The organism is Streptosporangium sp. NPDC049248, assembly GCF_040678965.1.
GTDB classification, from domain to species: Bacteria; Actinomycetota; Actinomycetes; order Streptosporangiales; family Streptosporangiaceae; genus Streptosporangium; species Streptosporangium fukuiense.
The window spans coordinates 426,740-442,845 of record NZ_JBFAQY010000001.1 but is presented as its reverse complement, the minus strand read 5'-3'; the positions used below and the strand labels follow the sequence as shown (position 1 = coordinate 442,845).

General features: G+C 71.8%; 16 protein-coding genes. 6 read left to right on the top strand and 10 right to left on the bottom strand.

The features are described from left to right. Positions 1-54: 54 nt before the first annotated feature. Complete coding sequence (locus tag AB0K21_RS02080; protein ID WP_343975231.1) at positions 55-1,449, bottom strand: NAD(P)H-quinone dehydrogenase; 1,395 nt, start codon at positions 1,447-1,449, stop codon at positions 55-57. A 153-nt stretch (positions 1,450-1,602) separates the two neighbouring features. On the opposite strand from AB0K21_RS02080, the gene AB0K21_RS02075 reads away from it, so the two are divergent. Continuing rightward, positions 1,603-2,055, top strand: coding sequence for a gamma-glutamylcyclotransferase (locus AB0K21_RS02075; protein ID WP_343975228.1), 453 nt, complete (start codon positions 1,603-1,605; stop codon positions 2,053-2,055). A gap of 92 nt (positions 2,056-2,147) precedes the next feature. Here AB0K21_RS02075 and AB0K21_RS02070 read toward each other — a convergent pair whose 3' ends face one another. Together AB0K21_RS02070 and ccmA are read right to left on the bottom strand one after the other, a co-directional pair. After that, positions 2,148-3,695 (bottom strand): DUF6297 family protein, encoded by a 1,548-nt coding sequence (locus AB0K21_RS02070; protein ID WP_364147080.1) that lies wholly within the window; start codon positions 3,693-3,695, stop codon positions 2,148-2,150. After that, entirely contained in the window at positions 3,692-4,318 is a 627-nt protein-coding gene (gene ccmA, locus AB0K21_RS02065) for a heme ABC exporter ATP-binding protein CcmA (protein WP_343967975.1), read from the bottom strand. The genes AB0K21_RS02070 and ccmA overlap by 4 nt, the downstream gene beginning before the upstream one ends. 80 nt (positions 4,319-4,398) lie before the next feature. Between ccmA and AB0K21_RS02060 the strand changes: the two genes are divergently transcribed. The 4 genes from AB0K21_RS02060 to AB0K21_RS02045 all read left to right on the top strand — a co-directional run bounded on the left by AB0K21_RS02060 (position 4,399) and on the right by AB0K21_RS02045 (position 9,643). Next, positions 4,399-4,680 (top strand): AbfB domain-containing protein, encoded by a 282-nt coding sequence (locus AB0K21_RS02060; RefSeq protein WP_343967977.1) that lies wholly within the window; start codon positions 4,399-4,401, stop codon positions 4,678-4,680. A gap of 261 nt (positions 4,681-4,941) precedes the next feature. Continuing rightward, a complete protein-coding gene (locus AB0K21_RS02055) occupies positions 4,942-6,738 on the top strand; it encodes a hypothetical protein (protein WP_343967978.1) in 1,797 nt (598 codons plus the stop codon). 217 nt (positions 6,739-6,955) lie between these two features. Continuing rightward, complete coding sequence (locus AB0K21_RS02050) at positions 6,956-7,759, top strand: purine-nucleoside phosphorylase (RefSeq protein WP_343967980.1); 804 nt, start codon at positions 6,956-6,958, stop codon at positions 7,757-7,759. Between the two features lie 228 nt (positions 7,760-7,987). After that, positions 7,988-9,643 (top strand): phospho-sugar mutase, encoded by a 1,656-nt coding sequence (locus tag AB0K21_RS02045; protein WP_343967982.1) that lies wholly within the window; start codon positions 7,988-7,990, stop codon positions 9,641-9,643. 30 nt (positions 9,644-9,673) lie between these two features. Here AB0K21_RS02045 and AB0K21_RS02040 read toward each other — a convergent pair whose 3' ends face one another. From AB0K21_RS02040 to AB0K21_RS02015, 6 genes are all read right to left on the bottom strand, one after another. Then, positions 9,674-9,952: a hypothetical protein gene (locus AB0K21_RS02040; RefSeq protein ID WP_343967984.1), complete on the bottom strand. Its 279-nt coding sequence runs from the start codon at positions 9,950-9,952 to the stop codon at positions 9,674-9,676. 91 nt (positions 9,953-10,043) lie between these two features. Continuing rightward, a complete protein-coding gene (locus AB0K21_RS02035) occupies positions 10,044-10,679 on the bottom strand; it encodes a hypothetical protein (RefSeq protein WP_343967986.1) in 636 nt (211 codons plus the stop codon). A gap of 32 nt (positions 10,680-10,711) precedes the next feature. Beyond that, entirely contained in the window at positions 10,712-11,791 is a 1,080-nt protein-coding gene (locus AB0K21_RS02030; RefSeq protein WP_343967989.1) for an adenosine deaminase, read from the bottom strand. Between the two features lie 135 nt (positions 11,792-11,926). Next, entirely contained in the window at positions 11,927-12,280 is a 354-nt protein-coding gene (locus AB0K21_RS02025) for an AraC family ligand binding domain-containing protein (protein WP_343967991.1), read from the bottom strand. 35 nt (positions 12,281-12,315) lie between these two features. Beyond that, a complete protein-coding gene (locus AB0K21_RS02020) occupies positions 12,316-12,912 on the bottom strand; it encodes a hypothetical protein (RefSeq protein WP_343967993.1) in 597 nt (198 codons plus the stop codon). Between the two features lie 315 nt (positions 12,913-13,227). Continuing rightward, positions 13,228-14,133 (bottom strand): sigma-70 family RNA polymerase sigma factor, encoded by a 906-nt coding sequence (locus AB0K21_RS02015; RefSeq protein WP_343967995.1) that lies wholly within the window; start codon positions 14,131-14,133, stop codon positions 13,228-13,230. Positions 14,134-14,214: 81 nt separating this feature from the next. Between AB0K21_RS02015 and AB0K21_RS02010 the strand changes: the two genes are divergently transcribed. Continuing rightward, complete coding sequence (locus tag AB0K21_RS02010; protein WP_343967997.1) at positions 14,215-14,664, top strand: carboxymuconolactone decarboxylase family protein; 450 nt, start codon at positions 14,215-14,217, stop codon at positions 14,662-14,664. Positions 14,665-14,823: 159 nt separating this feature from the next. Here the strand turns inward: AB0K21_RS02010 and AB0K21_RS02005 are convergent, their stop codons facing one another. After that, the gene (locus AB0K21_RS02005; RefSeq protein WP_364147072.1) at positions 14,824-16,104 is read right to left on the bottom strand and encodes a thymidine phosphorylase; all 1,281 of its coding nucleotides are present in this window, start codon (positions 16,102-16,104) and stop codon (positions 14,824-14,826) included. Positions 16,105-16,106: the final 2 nt, after the last annotated feature.

Sequence of the window (16,106 nt, the reverse complement as noted above, 5' to 3'; positions counted from 1 at the left end):
CCGCTGATCTTAGTCCGGGGACGGGCGAAGCCGGGTGAGCCTGGGGCGGCCGGGTCAGATGCCGCTGGGGGTCATGGGCTGCATGAGGCGGCGGGCGGCCTCGGTGACGGAGCCGGACAGGGAGGGGTAGACCGCGAAGGTGTGCGCGACCTGGTCGACGGTCAGGCGCTGCTGCACGGCCACCGAGACCGCCAGGATCAGCTCCGAGGCGCGGGGGGCGACCACCACGCCGCCGAGGACGATGCCGGTGTGCGGGCGGCAGAACAGCTTCACGAAGCCGTCGTTGAAACCCTGCATCTTGGCGCGGGCGTTGGTGGCCAGCGGCAGCTTGACGATGTTGGCCTCGATCTCGCCCGCCTCGATCGCCCGCTCGGCGACGCCCACCGCGGCGATCTCGGGGTCGGTGAAGATGGCGGAGGCCACGGTGGCCAGGCGGAGCGGCTGCACGGCCTCGCCGAGGGCGTGCCAGACGGCGATCCGGCCCTGCATGGCGGCGACCGAGGCGAGCATCAGGACCCCGGTGCAGTCCCCGGCCGCGTAGACGCCGGGGGCGGAGGTGCGGGAGACCTTGTCGACCTGGATGAAACCGCCCCGGTCGAGGGTGACCCCGGCCTCCTCCAGGCCGATCCCGGCGGTGTTGGGGACCATGCCGACGGTCATCAGGCAGTGGCTGCCCTCGGCGGTCCTGCCGTCCTCCAGCGTGACGACCACGCCGTCCTCGGTGCGCTTGACGGACTCCGCGCGGGAGCGGCCCATGACGTTCATGCCGCGGCGGCGGTAGACCTCTTCGAGGACCTCGGCGGCGTCGGCGTCCTCGTTGGGCATCATCCGGTCGCGAGAGGAGACGAGCGTGACCTCCGAGCCCAGCGAGCGGTAGGCGCCCGCGAACTCGGCGCCGGTGACGCCGGAGCCGACCACGATGAGGTGCTCGGGCAGCTCCTCCAGGTCGTACAGCTGCCGCCAGGTGAGGATGCGTTCGCCGTCGGGCTCGGCGCCGGTCAGGATGCGCGGGGTGGCCCCGGTCGCCACGATGACGACGTCGGCGCGGATCGTCCTGTCTCCGGCCCTGACCACCTGCGGGTCGACCAGCCGTCCCGGTGCCTTGATCACCTCGACGCCCTCTGCGGCCAGTCGCGCGGCGATGTCGGCGGACTGCGCCTTGGCGAGCTCCTTGACGCGCCTGTTGACCAGCGGCATATCGGCGATGACGCCGCCGACGTCGCCGTCGGGACCGCCGGTGAAGTGCACCCCGAGCATGCTGGCGTCGAGAAGCGCCTGCTTGCGTACGGAGGTGGCGATCAGCGTCTTGGAGGGCACGCAGTCGGTGAGCACGCAGGCGCCGCCGGGGCCGTCCTGTTCGACGACGGTGACCTGGGCCCCTAACTGGGCGGCGACCAGCGCGGCCTCGTATCCACCGGGTCCGCCGCCAATGATCACTATCCTCGTCACGTACCCCATTCTCCCGTATGGCGCGACCGGCCATCGCTCGACATCCCTCTCAAAGCACGAAAGTCCCCCAAAATCGTCGTAATTCCACGAGACATCGGCGTGGCTTCGAGGCTGGGTGAGTGTCTCGCGGATCTTCGATTAGTGTTGGCCAACGTGCCTGTCTACGCCGCCTACGGCAGCAACATGGACCCGAAGCAGATGGCCCAGCGGGCCCCGCACTCCCCGATCAAGGGGACGGGCTGGCTCCAGGGCTGGCGCCTGACCTTCGGCGGGAACGACCTCGGCTGGGAGGGCGCCCTCGCCTCCATCGTCGAGGACGCCGCCGAGCAGGTCTTCGTGGTCCTCTACGACGTGCCCGAATGGGACGAGAGCTCCCTCGACCAGTGGGAGGGCGCGGCGCGCGGCCTCTACCACAAGGTCAAACTCCGGGTGCAGACCATGGAGGGCGAGGTCCTGGCCTGGTTCTACGTGCTCGACGGCTACGAGGGCGGGCTGCCCTCGGCCCGCTACCTCGGCATCCTGGCCGAGGCGGCCGAGCGCGCGGGTGCCCCCGACGACTACGTCAAGGAACTGCGCGGCCGCCCCTGCACCTCCCTCGGAGGCTAGGCCCGGCGTCACCGCCCGACATCGGGCCTGTGGCGATGCGGCATGCCCGAAAGCGTCGCGGGACCCGGGAGAGGCGGCACCGGACCGCGCTCTCACCCGAGGTGGGCCCTGCCCGCGGCGGCTCTCCTCGCGCGAAGCAGGAACGCGGTCAGCACGGCCGCCCCGGACAGCGCCTGCGCGGCCACCAGGGCGCCGAGGGCGGACGGCCCGACGGCCGGCGCCAGCAGCGCGGGGGCGCAGCCGAGCGCGGCGATGTCCACGCCGGTCATCGCCCAGACGAGCGGGCCCATGGGTACGGAGCCCATCGGAGTGTCGATGACCGGCATCGAGTGATCGACGAAACCCCGCCGGGCCATCCGCAGGGCTCCGGCGGCCAGGGCTGGCGCGGCCAGCGGGCCGAACAGCCACCACGGGCCGGCGGGCAGGGCACCCGCCGCGGTCAGCCCGGCCAGGGCGAGGGTGAGCCAGGCACCGCTCAGCAGCATCGGCAGCAGCGCCCGTGCGGTGAGCGCCGCACGGACGCCCACGCCGAAGAGCCGTGCCAGACTCGGGTCCTCCCCGTCGCGGCGCGCACCCGTGGTGCACGCCGCCGCGGCGGTCAGCGCTCCGCCGGCCACCAGGATCACCACGACCGGGGAGAGACCGCCTGCGGCCCGGGCGGCCAGAGCGGGCAGCGCGGTCGCCGCGAGCAGGGCGGCCAGCCGGCCTGGGCGGCGCCCCAGCCTGCGCCAGTCCTGCCAGGCCAGGGCCGGCGGGGCGGACAGGGGCCGCAGGAGCCGGGGCGCCGGCCACGACAGCGGCGCCGGCCACGGACGGGAGCGCAGGGTGCGGCTGCGCCAGTGACCGTCCTCGGCGATCCAGGTCAGGGCCCCGAATTCCAGGACCGTCGTCGCGGCGGCCACCCGGCCGGCGCGGGTGGACGCGGCCAGGACGGTACGCGCGTGGACGCGGCCGAGTGCCGCCCACGCCCGCCGTACCAGAACGGCGGTCACGGCGCCGCAGAGCGCCGTCGAGGCCGCGCCCAGCGAGACCGGCGCGTCGGCGACGGCGACCAGCAGGTGCCGCCCCGGACCGCTGCCCAGCACCGTCGCGAGCGCGGCCACGACCACGAGGACGACGAGCGCTCCCTGCAGCCACGAGTCCCAGTGCTGGGACGACTGCGCCAGCACGGCCGCCGCCATCCCGCCGACCGCCGCCGAGACTCCCAGTAGCACCGCGGTGACCAGCCGCGGCGTGAACTGATCCGGCGCGCCGAGTACGCCGAGCAGGGCCAGGCCCAATCCCGCGCCGACCAGCGAGGAGATCGCCAGCAGGATCACCGCGCTCCGTGCCAGCACGGCGCGGCGCGGGAGCGGGGAGAGCAGCAGCCAGGCGGCGTCGGCGGCCGGCAGCGCGACGGGGCCGAGCGTGCGGGCGAGCGAGAGGAGGCCCGCGTAGGCCAGTGCGATCAGCGCCACCCCTGCCCCGAGCCTCGACGGATCCGCCTGCCCGGCCATGGTCGCGAGTACGGAGGCGATGGGCTGGGCCAGCACCGCCACCGCCATCGCGAGCCCGAACAGGGCGACGTACCGGTCCGACCAGCTCATCGGTGCCCGGCCACCCGACCGGACGAGGGCCCGCACGGCCTGGACCTCGTTCACGCGGCGGCCTCCAGCGTGATCTGGCGTGCGTGGGTGGCCCGGGCGAAGTCGAGGTCGTGGGTCGCCATCACCACGGCGCCACCGGCCGCCGCGTATTCGGTCAGCATGGTCGCCAGCCGCCTCCTGAACGTCGCGTCGAGCCCGCGCTCCGGCTCGTCCAGCAGGAGCAGCCGGCTCGGCCGGAGCAGGGCCATCGCCAGCGACAGCCGCTGTCGCTGGCCGGTCGAGAGCGTCGGCGGCGCCATGTCCCGTCGCCCCGCCAGGCCGAAGACCTCCAGGATCGTCCCGACCTCCAGGCGGGACGAGCGGTGTACGGCGTGCATCAGTTCCAGATGTTCGCGCACGGTCAGCCCCGGGTACCACGCCGGTTCGTCGCCGACGAGGATGACATCGCGCCAGAAGTCCGAATCATCCGCCGGCGGCCGATCGAAGACGCTGACCTCGCCGGACCCCGGCGGCTGGATACCCGCGAGGCAGCGCAGCAACGTCGACTTGCCCACACCGTTCACCCCGACCACGGCGACGATGTCGCCTCGGGCGACCGTGAGGTCGACGCCCCGCAGGATCGGAGTACCGCTCAACTCCACTCGCACGTCACGGACCACGATGATCGATTCAGCCACCGTTCGACCCTAGTTCACGACCACCGCCTCCCCGGCGGCACGGAGGTCTCCGGGAGCGAGACACCGACCCGGCGACACGGATGAGCGACCCGCTGCACGACACCGGAGCCGACGGCCGTTACCTGCGGCACTGGGACTTCCGCATCCGCCTGGACGCGAACGACGGCTCTACGACTTTCCGGCAGGACGCCACCTTCTGTGCCAAACCCGGCTCGGCCTCCGGTTCGGTGTCGCTGGAGTCGTACAACTACCCGGGCCGCTACATCCGGCACTACAACTACGAGCTGCGGGTGGACCTCTACCAGAACTCGGACACCTTCCGCGCCGACAGCTCCTTCACCGTCGTCGCCCCCTGGGCCTGAGCGCGAGGGATCGGGCAAAGGCCCTCGAAGCTCGTCCGCGATGACCGGGTGGTCGCGATCGAGGGCCTCACCGTACCCGACCTGGCAAGGAAGCACGGCCTGGCCCGCGCGATCTCGGATGCCCTCTGACCGAGCCTCTCCGGCACACCTCGTTCGCCCTCCCTGTCGCGGTCACCCTGGGACGCAATCCGGCTACAAGTGAGCGACAAGCCGGACACCCGATCATGGCAGCCACTACCGAGGTCACCGGGGGTCTTCCAGATGGGTGTCGCCGATTTCTTGTGGGCAAGGCGGCTACGCGCCGGGCGGGCGCTGCTGCTCGGCTATCAGCCCGATCCGGCGCTGTTGCTGGAGACCGTGCGGTTGTGCAGCCCGATCGCGTACGAGGACCGCAAGGGGGTCCGGGTGACGCGGAAGATGCGGCTGCGCGGCCCGATCGACCTCACCCCGTCCCTCGCCGCTCGGGCGGACCTGCCGACGGGGTGGCGGACGGCCTACGTACTGGAGGAGACCTGGCGTGACATCGGCGGGCGGTCCTGCCTCCCCTGGGACGTGGTCGAAGGGCTGGCCCGGCGACTCAACGGATGCGCGCATCCGCCGCCCAGGCCCGGCGAGGCCCTTTCCTCAGTGGTCGGGGGCTCCGAGATACCCACCCCGCGGCTGGTGGAAGTCCTGGCAGAGGTGCTTCCGGGCCTGCGGTTCCACGAGTGGATCGATGATGAGACCATCTCGTTCAGAAGCGAGACGAGCCCGATCAGTGTGCTTTTCATCCGGTACAGCGGCGGCATCGAGTACTCGATAGAGGTCGAGGACCCGGCCGCGCTCACACCGGACATCCTCGCGACAGGTGAGCTGGCGGCCCTGCTGATCGCCGAGGAGGCGGGCGGCACCGCCCTGGACCTCAACGGCTTTCTCCTCCCACCCCGAAACGACCGGGGCGGGCACCCGCCGCCGTACGGGGCCGCGGGTCAGGGGGTGAAGCCGTACTCCGACGGGAGAAGGCGCGTGCGCCGTGTCTGGGCCGCGGCCGGCGCCGGACTCGTGCTCACGCTTGTCACGGTGGCGATCACGCTGGCGGTCCTCGCCGGAGCCGTCCCCGGATCGGGCGACGGCCTGTGGGCGGTCACCGAGACCACCGCCCCGGCCCCCTCCAAGGACCGGCAGATCAGGCTCCCGGGCAGCTCCATCACGATCCACGAGAGTGACGAGGACCCGATCAGGCTGACCTCCTACACCCTGGGGGCGGGAGACGAGTACCGCCTCCACATCCGCGGGGCCGGAACCCACGAGTTCGTCAAGAACGACGAGTACGGCCACTACACGTTGAACCCCTCGGGTACCCACGCTCTCGCCACGGCTCGCGCCTACAGCACGGACAACTACGAGATCGTCTCGATCGTCGACCACAGGACCGGGGAGGTCAGCGATGTGAAGACCGCGAAGGCGCCGCTCTACGGGCTCTACCCGCGCTGGTCGCCGGACGGCACCAAGGGCCTGATCACCCTGTACGAGGCGGTCGAGGGCGAGGCCGTGCCGCGCATCCGCGGTTACACGATCATCGACATCGCCACGAAGAAGGCGTCGGTCGTCCGGGTGAAGGACAAGGACGTAGGGGAATGGCCCTACTTCTGGCGGGCCGACAGCCAGGCGGTCGGCACCTGGGCGATCGCCAAGGAAACCAGGCAGGTCCGCTTCTACGACCTGCGGGGCCGCGTACTGCAGACCCTGCCGGACGTGGGCACCCCGATCTGGGTCGAGGGGGAGAACACCAGCCCGTCCGGCACGCTGATGATCACATACTGTGCGGAGGCCCAGGAGGTCTGCGTCTGGTCCACCACCGGCGACGGCGGGAAACCGAAAGTCCGGATCCCTTTCGAGACCGATCGGATCATCGGCTGGTACGACGACCAGCACATCGTGGCCTGGCGCGAACAGGGCTCGGGCCACGAAGCCGTGTTGATCGACTTCAAGGGCACGGTGAAGCGGGTGCTCGCCACCAGCGCGGAGGACGACGAGGGGTTCGCGCGGCAGTTCATGCTCTACACCAGGGCCGGCTGAGCGGACGAGCACCTGTCCCCGGGCCGGAACCGTCCCCCGCGCCCGGGGCGGTCGTACGGGGCACGGGGCACGGCAGGGCCTGTTCCGTGTTCCCATGGCCCGCCGACGTGGGACGGCGCGAGGAGCGGAACACACCTGTCAGGACGATCATGGACAGGCGCCCAGGAAGCGGTACGGAGCGGACGGAACAGCACCGCCGACCGGTACGCTCGGTGAGGTGAGCAATGATCCCTATGCACTCGCCACGGACGCCGCGGACGTACTGAGAGGCGCCGTCGGCGTGGACTCCTTCGACGTCGCGCTGGTGATGGGTTCGGGCTGGGTCCCGGCCGCCGACGCGATCGGCGAGACGGTCGCCGAGATCCCGGTGACCGACCTGCCCGGCTTCGCGCCGCCCGCCGTGGCGGGCCACGCGGGCCGGATCCGCGCCGTGCGGACCGAGTCCGGCAAGAACGTGCTGATCTTCCTCGGCCGCACCCACCTCTACGAGGGCCGCGGGGTGGAACCGGTCGTGCACGGGGTGCGGACCGCGATCAGGGCCGGGGTGGGCACGGTCGTGCTGACCAACGCCGCCGGGGGCCTGCGTCCCGAGACCCAGGAGGTCGGCGAGGCGGTGCTGATCAGTGACCACATCAACCTGACCGGTGCCAACCCGATCACCGGCGCCACCTTCGTCGACCTCACCGACGTCTACACCCCGCGCCTGCGCGAGCTGGCCCGCGAGGCCGACCCCTCGCTCGCCGAAGGCGTCTACGTGGCCTTCCGCGGCCCGACGTACGAGACCCCGGCAGAGGTCCGGATGTGCCGCGTCCTGGGCGGCGACATGGTGGGCATGTCCACGGTGCTCGAGGCGATCGCGGCCCGCGAGGGCGGTGCCGAGGTGCTCGGCGTCTCCCTGGTCACGAACCCGGGCGCCGGCCTGGTGGGCGAGCCGCTCAACCACGAGGAGGTGCTGGAGGTCGGCCGCGCCACCGCCACCCGGATGGGCGGCCTGCTGGCCAGGGTCGTCGGCAAGCTGTAGCCCTACGACCGGGACCACACGGTGTGAGACCACACGGCGTGAGACCACGCGGTGGGGGATCACATGCTGTGGAAGCGCATCACCCAGGAGCACACCGCGCAGGAACCGGCCACGCGTGAGGGCTGGTTTCCTTCGATGAGACACCCGGCTTTCGAGCACCATCCTGGTTTCAAGGACTCAACGGTTTCAAGGACTCAACGGCGACGGGCCCAGGCCCGAGAGGTGACGATGAGCAGCGATCTCGCGGGGCTCGCCCGTTCCTGGCTGGCCCAGGACCCCGACCCCGACACGCGCGCGGAGCTGACCGAGCTGCTGGAACGCGGCGACGGCGACGCGCTGCGCGAGCGGTTCGGCGCGAAGCTGGAGTTCGGCACCGCCGGGCTCCGCGGCGAGCTGGGCGCCGGCCCCAACCGGATGAACCGGGTCACGGTCATGCGCGCCGCCGCCGGTCTGGCCCGCGTCCTCGGTCCGGGCAGGCACGTCGTGATCGGCTACGACGCCCGGCACAAGTCCGACGTCTTCGCCCGTGACACCGCGGCCGTGCTCACCGGGGCCGGGCTGCGCGCCTCGGTCCTCCCCGCACCGCTGCCCACGCCCGTGCTGGCCTTCGCGGTCCGCCACCTCGGCGCCGACGCGGGCGTGATGGTCACCGCGAGCCACAACCCGCCCCGCGACAACGGCTACAAGGTCTACTGGGGCGACGGCTCCCAGATCGTGCCGCCGATCGACGCGGAGATCTCCGCCGCCATCGACGCGGTCGGGCCGGTCTCCGAGCTGCCCCTCGGCTCCCCGGACGACCCCGCGTGGACCGCGCTGGACGACGGCGTGGTGACCGCCTACCTGGAGGCGGTGACCGCGCTCCCGATCGGCACCGCCCGCGGGCTGCGGGTGGCGTACACCCCGCTGCACGGCGTCGGCGGCGACACCCTGGCCAGGGCCTTCGCCGCCGCCGGGTTCGACGCCCCGGCCGTCGTCGAGGCCCAGGCCGCTCCCGACCCCGACTTCCCCACCGTCGCCTTCCCCAACCCGGAGGAGCCCGGCGCGATGGATCTCGCGCTGGAGCTGGCGGAGCGGATCGGCGCCGACCTGATCCTGGCCAACGACCCCGACGCGGACCGCTGCGCGGTGGGGGTACCGCTGCCCGGCGGGGGGTACCGGATGCTGACCGGCGACGAGGTGGGCGCCCTGCTGGGCGAGCACGTGATCGGGCAGACCTCCGGCGAGGGTCGCCTGGTGGCGACCACCATCGTCTCGTCGTCCCTGCTCGGCAGGATCGCCGCGGAGTACGGGGTGCGCTACGCCGAGACCCTGACCGGTTTCAAATGGATCATGAAGGCCGGAGACGGGCTGGTCTTCGGCTACGAGGAGGCCCTGGGGTACAGCGTCGGCTCCGACAAGGGCCTGCCCGTCCACGACAAGGACGGTATCGGCGCGGCGCTGACCGTCGCCGGGCTGGCCGCCCAGGCCAAACTCGACGGCCGTACCCTGCTCGACCTCCTCGACGACCAGGCTCGCCGTTACGGCCTGCACGCCACGTCCCAGCTCTCGGTCCGGGTGGACGACCTGTCCCTGATCACCGGCGCCATGACCCGCCTGCGCACCGCCCCGCCGGCGAGACTCGGGGACCGCGATGTCGAGTCCGCCGACGACCTGATCGAGGGCTCCGCCGGCCTCCCGCCCACCGACGGCCTGCGCTACCGCCTGTCCGGCGGCGCCCGCGTCGTCGTCCGCCCCTCGGGTACCGAACCCAAGCTCAAGTGCTATTTGGAGGTCGTGGTCCCGGTCACCGGTGAGGTGTCCGAGGCACGGGAGCGGGCCGCGCGGGACCTCGACGCGCTGAAGTCGGGCCTGGCCGACGCTCTCGGCCTGACCGCGGGACGGTGACCACCGGACGCGGCAGGCCGGGGACCGGGGTCAGACGGCGCGGCGGGGGGCGACCGGCAACGCGGTGCCGTTCCGGTGGACGTCGATGTCGCAGCCGTACACCTCGCTGAAGGTCTCCGAGGCCAGGACCCGGTCCGGGGGGCCGTCGGCGACGAGCCGCCCGCCGGACATGACCAGCACCCGGTCGGCGTAGGCGGCTGCGAGGTTGAGATCGTGCAGGACGACCGCCACCGCCCGCTCACGGAAGACGCCCTGCACGGCGGCCCCGGCGACGCCGAGCGCGGCCCCGATGAGCACGGAGAGCACCACGCGCGGGATCGGGGCGGGCCCGGAACGGCCGCCCCTCCGGCGGCCTCGGGCCGCTCGGTGAGGCGGCCCGCACCGGCCGTGGGCGGAACCGTCAGACGACGAAGGCGGCGACCACGAGAGCGAACGCGAGCACCAGGGCGACCAGGGCGCTCGGCGCCCAGGCCGTCGTGAACCCACCGGACGCGGCGCCGGTCCCCTCCTCTGAGGGGGTCAACGAAGCCGTACGCCTGGCGGCCTCGGCGCGTTCGGTGATCTGTTCGGCCACCCAGTCGGCGTGGGTCTTGCCCGCCATCGCCTCGGCGGCGGCCTGCTCGGCCTTCGAGCGGACCGGCTCGGTCCTGAAGCGGCCCCGCCCCGGCGCGGGCTTTCCCCTGCGGACCGCCGCCGCCCGCTCACGAGCCGAGGTCTGCGGCACCCAGCAGCGGACCTTCTGGTCGCCGGAGGCGATCGTGATCGAGTGCGAGACCGTGACCTCGTCCACTCCGCTCCAGGGCACGAACGCGTTCCGCAGCGGGTTGCGGACCAGCACCCCCTCCTCGGACATGACGATCATCGGACGCAGGCAGGTGACGAAGACCAGCGCGGTCAGCACCCCCAGCACCGCCGCGGCGACCATCGAGAGACGACCGTTGTAGCGGACGACCAGATCCACCGCGTTGGCCGCGGCGAACACCATCCAGAGCCAGCCGACGATCATCGCGAAGTTGGAGCGGAACACCTGCTTCATGGAAAAAGCTCACTTCACTCGTACGAACCCGGTCACGCCTGCCACTTGAGGCGCGCGAAACCGGGCTTGATGACGCCGTTGATGAGCGCCAGCCGCTCGTCGAACGGCAGGAACGCGGACTTCATGGCGTTGACCGTGAACCACAGCATGTCGTCCCAGTCGTAACCGAACGCCTCCGACAGCTTGGCGAACTCCTCGGAGAGGCTCGTACCGCTCATCAACCGGTTGTCGGTGTTGACGGTCACCCGGAAGTTCAGGCGGCGCAGCAGGCCGATCGGGTGCTCGGCGATGGAGGCCGCCGCACCGGTCTGCAGGTTGGACGTCGGGCACATCTCCAGCGGGATGCGCTTGTCCCTGACGTAGGCCGCCAGGCGGCCCAGCTTGGGCTCCCCGTCGTCGGAGACGGAGATGTCGTCGATGATCCGGACGCCGTGACCGAGCCGGTCCGCGCCGCACCACTGGATCGCCTGCCAGATCGACGGCAGGCCGAAGGCCTCCCCGGCGTGGATGGTGAAGTGGGCGTTCTCCCGCTGGAGGTATTCGAAGGCGTCGAGGTGACGGGTGGGAGGGTAGCCCGCCTCCGCTCCGGCGATGTCGAACCCGACCACCCCGGCGTCGCGGTAACGGACCGCCAGCTCGGCGATCTCCATGGACCTGGCCTGGTGACGCATCGCGGTGAGCAGGGTGCCCACCCGGATGCCCCGCCCCTCGGAACCGGCCCTGAAGCCCTCCTGGACCGCCTCGATGACCTCTTCGAGGCTCAGCCCCCTGGAGGTGTGCTGCTCGGGCGCGTAGCGCACCTCGGCGTAGACGATGCCGTCGTCGGCCAGGTCCTCGGCGCACTCGGCGGCGACCCTGACCAGCGACTCGCGCGTCTGCATGACGCCGACCGTGTGGTCGAAGGTCTCCAGGTAGCGCACCAGCGAACCGGAGTCGGCGGCCTCCCTGAACCAGGCGCGCAGGCTGTCGGCGTCGGTCGCCGGCAACCTGTCGTAGCCCGACTCGCGGGCCAGCTCGATGATGCTCTCCGGCCGGAGCCCCCCGTCGAGGTGGTCGTGGAGCAACACCTTCGGAGCCAGGCGGATCTGCTCAAAAGTGGGTGGCTGACTCATCTACATCCTTCCAGCGGGGAGACCTCGACTTTAGTCACGGGGACGGAGTGCGTGACGGTCCCACGTGTCTCGGGTGACGTGTTCACGACCGGTCCGCCCCGGTGCCGCGGACCTGGTCGACGTCGTGCGGGGCGGCTAGTCGTCGCGGTTGGCGGTCTCGGGGGAGAAGGCGGGCAGGCAGACGGCGACGTACTCGGCGCCGTCCGGCCCCGAGCGGTAGCGGATCCGCTCCCCCGGCTCGCAGGTGAACACCTGTCCCGCGCCGACCTCGGTGACGCCCCCGTCGTGCTCCACGATTACCGTGCCGTTGAGCACCAGGGTGTACTCGGCGAACTCAGGGGTCTGGGCGGGCTCCTCCCAGCCCGCCGGGGCGGCCATCCGTGCGATCGAGATCCGGTCGTCGCCGCTGTTGACCCGGCCGACGTACTCGTCGATCGTCTTGCCGCCCGGAACGGGAATCCGCGTCGCGCTGTCGATTTTGCGTACCATCAGACCAGTCTGTCACTGGTCACGGGGTGCGCCGCTCAGTGCGCGACGTCAACGACCAGCCGGTTGGGGCTCTTCTGCTCCAGCACCCGGAACGGCGCTCTGTGGTCGAGGACGATGCCCACGCTCACCACTCCCTCGAAGTCCCCCGTCTTGACCACGCTCTGCACGTTGCCGAGCTGTGCCTGGAAGATCGGCCCGCCCGTCCAGCTCGGCTTGCCCGCCTCGGTGTGCGCGATGGCGGGGCTCATCGTCAGCTGGAGGTAGGCCCCGCCCTTGACGTCGATCCGATCGCCGGAGCCGTCCTGGACGAGCTCGGGCACCCAGCGCGCCGTGTAGCCGGGCACGTCTCCGTTCAGGTCGATCACCACCCGGTCGAACCCCTGGTGCCGGCCGAACCTGGCCCCGGTGACGGTCGGCGAGGCGACGGTGGTGCGCTCGACCTCGATCTCCTTGGTGCTCGTCGGGGGCCGCAGCCCGGCCGGCGCGGCGGAGGGCGTGGCGGCGGGGCCCGTGGTCGCCGGAGCGCCCGAGGACGGGGGCGACGATGACGACGGCGCGGTCTGCGGGTCCTGGCCACAGCCGGCCAGCAGGAAGAGCGGAACGAACGCGAGAGAAACGAGGGTGCGGTTCATGATGAGCCTCCTGCCCCGTTAGATGCCCGGCTCTCCGGAGAGGTTCACCCTCCGCCGTGCACCTGGGCCCTGGCCCGATCGTGACAGCCTGTCGAAGGACGAGTCAAGCACCGCGATCACGACCGGACCCGCGGCGATTCGCCGCCCGGCCCGGTCCGGAGGGTCGTCGAGACCGGCGCCGCGGCACACATCACGAGGGCCTCACCACCTGCCGGCGGTGAGGCCCTCGTGCGCTCGGCGAACGGCACTCCCGGGAGGACCGTGGCGGGTCCCGCGCTTTCCGGCGCCATGATGTTCGGCGAAAGGACCGCCGGTTCACCCGGCGGGTGAACCGCCCCCTGTCATGTCCGGCAGGTCCATCGACGCGAGCCTGGCCGGGTCGATCACGGTCGCGATGGCGGCGATCCGGCCGTCGACGACGGTGAACGCCATGACCGAGAGCGGAGTTCCATCCTCGCGCCAGGAGACGAACCCGGGAAGGCCGTTCACGAGCACCGCTCGCCCTCGCGCGGCTGCGCCGGCGGCGGCTCGCGCGGTTGCGCCGGTGGCGACCTTGGTGGCGCCGAGGATGACGACCACACCGTCGGGGGTGTCGACGGTCAGCCTCACCTCCGGGTCGAGCACGCGCAGCAACCCCTCGAAGTCGCCGCGGCGAGCCGCCGCCAGGAAGGCCTGGATCACCTCGCGCCGCCCCCGTCCAGCGGCCATCGGCCGCTCGGTCGCCCGCACCTTCCTGCGCGCGCGGCTGGCGAGCATCTTGGTGGCGTCGGCGGACCTGCCGAGGATCTGGCCGATCTCGTCGAACGGCACCGCGAACAAGTCGTGGAGCACGAACGCCAGCCGCTCGCTCGGCCGGAGCGACTCCAGGACGACCAGGAGCGCCAGCCCGACCGAGTCGGCGAGCGCCGCGTCGTCCTCCGGCGCGGGGCTGTCGTCGACCATCACGACAAGTTCGGCCGACCGGTCATCGTAGGACGCCTCAGGGTGGGCCCGGCGCGACCGCAGGACATCCAGGCTGATCCGGCCGACCACCGTGGTCAGCCAGCCCGCGAGGTTGTCGATCGTCGCCGTGTCCTGGCGGGAGAGCCGCAGCCAGGCCTCCTGGACCACGTCCTCGGCGTCGGCGTGCGATCCGAGCATGCGGTAGGCGACCGCGCGCAGTCGGTCGCGCTGGGCCTCGAACGCCTCGCCCACCGGGTCCGTCGGGCTGGTGTCGGACATGTTGTTACCTTCCTCGGATCTGCTCCGTCATAGGTGATGACGGACCCGGACGGGCTCAGGTAACCGATAGGAGCAATAACGATGGAAGCACGGATGAAGAGCTCGGCGAACGCCGACGTGATGACGGCGATCAAGCACCTCTACACGGCGATTCACGCCGGTGGCGTCGACCCGCGCCTGCTCGGGCTGGTCCATCTGCGGGCCAGCCAGATCAACGGCTGCAGCCCATGCGTCTTCGCCGGGGTCACGGCGGCCAGGAAGCACGGTGAGACCGACGAACGGCTGCACAACGTGGTCGCCTGGCGCGAGACGCCGTTCTTTACCGAGGCGGAGCGGGCCGCGCTCGCGCTGACCGAGGCCGCCACCCGGATCCAGGACGGCGCGCCGGGCGTGACCGACGAGATCTGGGAGGCCGCCACCGCCCATTTCGACGAGAAGCAACTGTCCGCGATCAACCTGGAGATCGCACTGACCAACTTCTTCAACCGGATCAACCGCACAATCCTTGAGCAGGCCGGCAAGACCTGGTGAACCGGTCGGGGCGTCATGCACCTCCCGATACGCGGAGCCACCTTGTGGATCCGAAGCCCGCGCGGGCCCTGGGTCGAAACCGCCGGCCTTCTTCCGGGAGGTCTCGGCACCGGCCGTACGGATCCGCCCTGGGCCGTGCGGTGGCCCGCTCCCGCCGGGTCAGGCCGTGATGCGGTCGATCACCAGCGGGAGCAGGTCCGCCTCGGCGCTCTCCCCTACGGTGTAGGCGCCCTCCAGCGCGGCGAGCGCCCGCTCGAAGCGGAAGGCCTCGTCCGCGTGCAGCGTCATCAGCGGCTGCCCCTCGCGGACGGGGTCGCCCGGCTTGGCGTGCAGCACGATGCCCGCGCCGAACGACACCGGGTCCTCCTTGCGCTCCCGGCCCGCGCCGAGCCGCCAGGCCGCCAGGCCCACGCCGTACGCGTCGAGCCTGGACAGCACGCCGGACGCGGGCGCGGTGATCTCCATGGTCTCGGCGGCCACGGGCAGCGGAGCGTCCGGGTCGCCGCCCTGGGCGGAGATCATCCGGCGCCAGGCGTCCATCGCCGAGCCGTCCGCGAGGGCCCGCTCCGGGTCCTTGCCACCGGACAGGCCCGCCGCCTGGAGCATCTCCCGCGCCAGCCGTACGGTCAGCTCGACCACGTCGGCGGGGCCGCCGCCGGCGAGCACCTCGACCGACTCGGTGACCTCCAGCGCGTTGCCCACGGCCAGGCCCAGCGGCCGGTCCATGGCGGTCAGCAGCGCGACCGTATTGACTCCGGCGTCGGTGCCCAGCGCGACCATGGTCTCGGCCAGCTCGCGGGCCCGCCCGGGGGTCTTCATGAAGGCCCCGGAGCCGACCTTGACGTCCAGCACCAGCGCGCCGGTGCCCTCGGCGATCTTCTTCGACATGATCGAGGAGGCGATCAGCGGGATCGACTCGACCGTGCCGGTGACGTCGCGGAGCGCGTACAGCTTCTTGTCGGCCGGGGCGAGCCCGTCGCCCGCCGCGCAGATGACCGCGCCGGCCTTGCCGAGCACGTCGAGCATCCCCTCGTTGGACAGGGACGCCTGCCAGCCGGGGATGGACTCCAGCTTGTCCAGGGTGCCGCCGGTGTGGCCGAGCCCCCGGCCGGACAGCTGGGGAACGTAACCGCCGCACGCGGCGACCAGCGGCGCCAGCGGCAGCGTGATCTTGTCACCGACGCCGCCGGTGGAGTGCTTGTCCGTGGTGGCGCCCGGCAGCGCCGACCAGTCCATCCGCGCCCCGGAACGGATCATGGCCTGGGTCCACTCGGCGATCTCCCGCCGGTTCATGCCGTTGAGCAGGATCGCCATCGCGAGCGCGGACATCTGCTCGTCGGCGACGACGCCCTTGGTGTAGGCGTCGATCACCCAGTCGATCTGCTCGGCCGACAGCTCGCCGCCGTCCCGCTTGGTGACGATGACGTTGACCGCGTCCATGC

What these genes read in the sequence shown, in the direction of transcription:
- AB0K21_RS02060 (WP_343967977.1), top strand. Translation starts at nt 4,399, where the DNA reads ATGAGCGACCCGCTGCACGACACCGGAGCCGACGGCCGTTACCTGCGG.
- AB0K21_RS02055 (WP_343967978.1), top strand. Translation starts at nt 4,942, where the DNA reads ATGGGTGTCGCCGATTTCTTGTGGGCAAGGCGGCTACGCGCCGGGCGG.
- AB0K21_RS02045 (WP_343967982.1), top strand. Translation starts at nt 7,988, where the DNA reads ATGAGCAGCGATCTCGCGGGGCTCGCCCGTTCCTGGCTGGCCCAGGAC.
- AB0K21_RS02035 (WP_343967986.1), bottom strand. Translation starts at nt 10,679, where the DNA reads ATGAAGCAGGTGTTCCGCTCCAACTTCGCGATGATCGTCGGCTGGCTC.
- AB0K21_RS02030 (WP_343967989.1), bottom strand. Translation starts at nt 11,791, where the DNA reads ATGAGTCAGCCACCCACTTTTGAGCAGATCCGCCTGGCTCCGAAGGTG.
- AB0K21_RS02025 (WP_343967991.1), bottom strand. Translation starts at nt 12,280, where the DNA reads ATGGTACGCAAAATCGACAGCGCGACGCGGATTCCCGTTCCGGGCGGC.
- AB0K21_RS02020 (WP_343967993.1), bottom strand. Translation starts at nt 12,912, where the DNA reads ATGAACCGCACCCTCGTTTCTCTCGCGTTCGTTCCGCTCTTCCTGCTG.
- AB0K21_RS02015 (WP_343967995.1), bottom strand. Translation starts at nt 14,133, where the DNA reads ATGTCCGACACCAGCCCGACGGACCCGGTGGGCGAGGCGTTCGAGGCC.
- AB0K21_RS02010 (WP_343967997.1), top strand. Translation starts at nt 14,215, where the DNA reads ATGGAAGCACGGATGAAGAGCTCGGCGAACGCCGACGTGATGACGGCG.
- AB0K21_RS02005 (WP_364147072.1), bottom strand. Translation starts at nt 16,104, where the DNA reads ATGGACGCGGTCAACGTCATCGTCACCAAGCGGGACGGCGGCGAGCTG.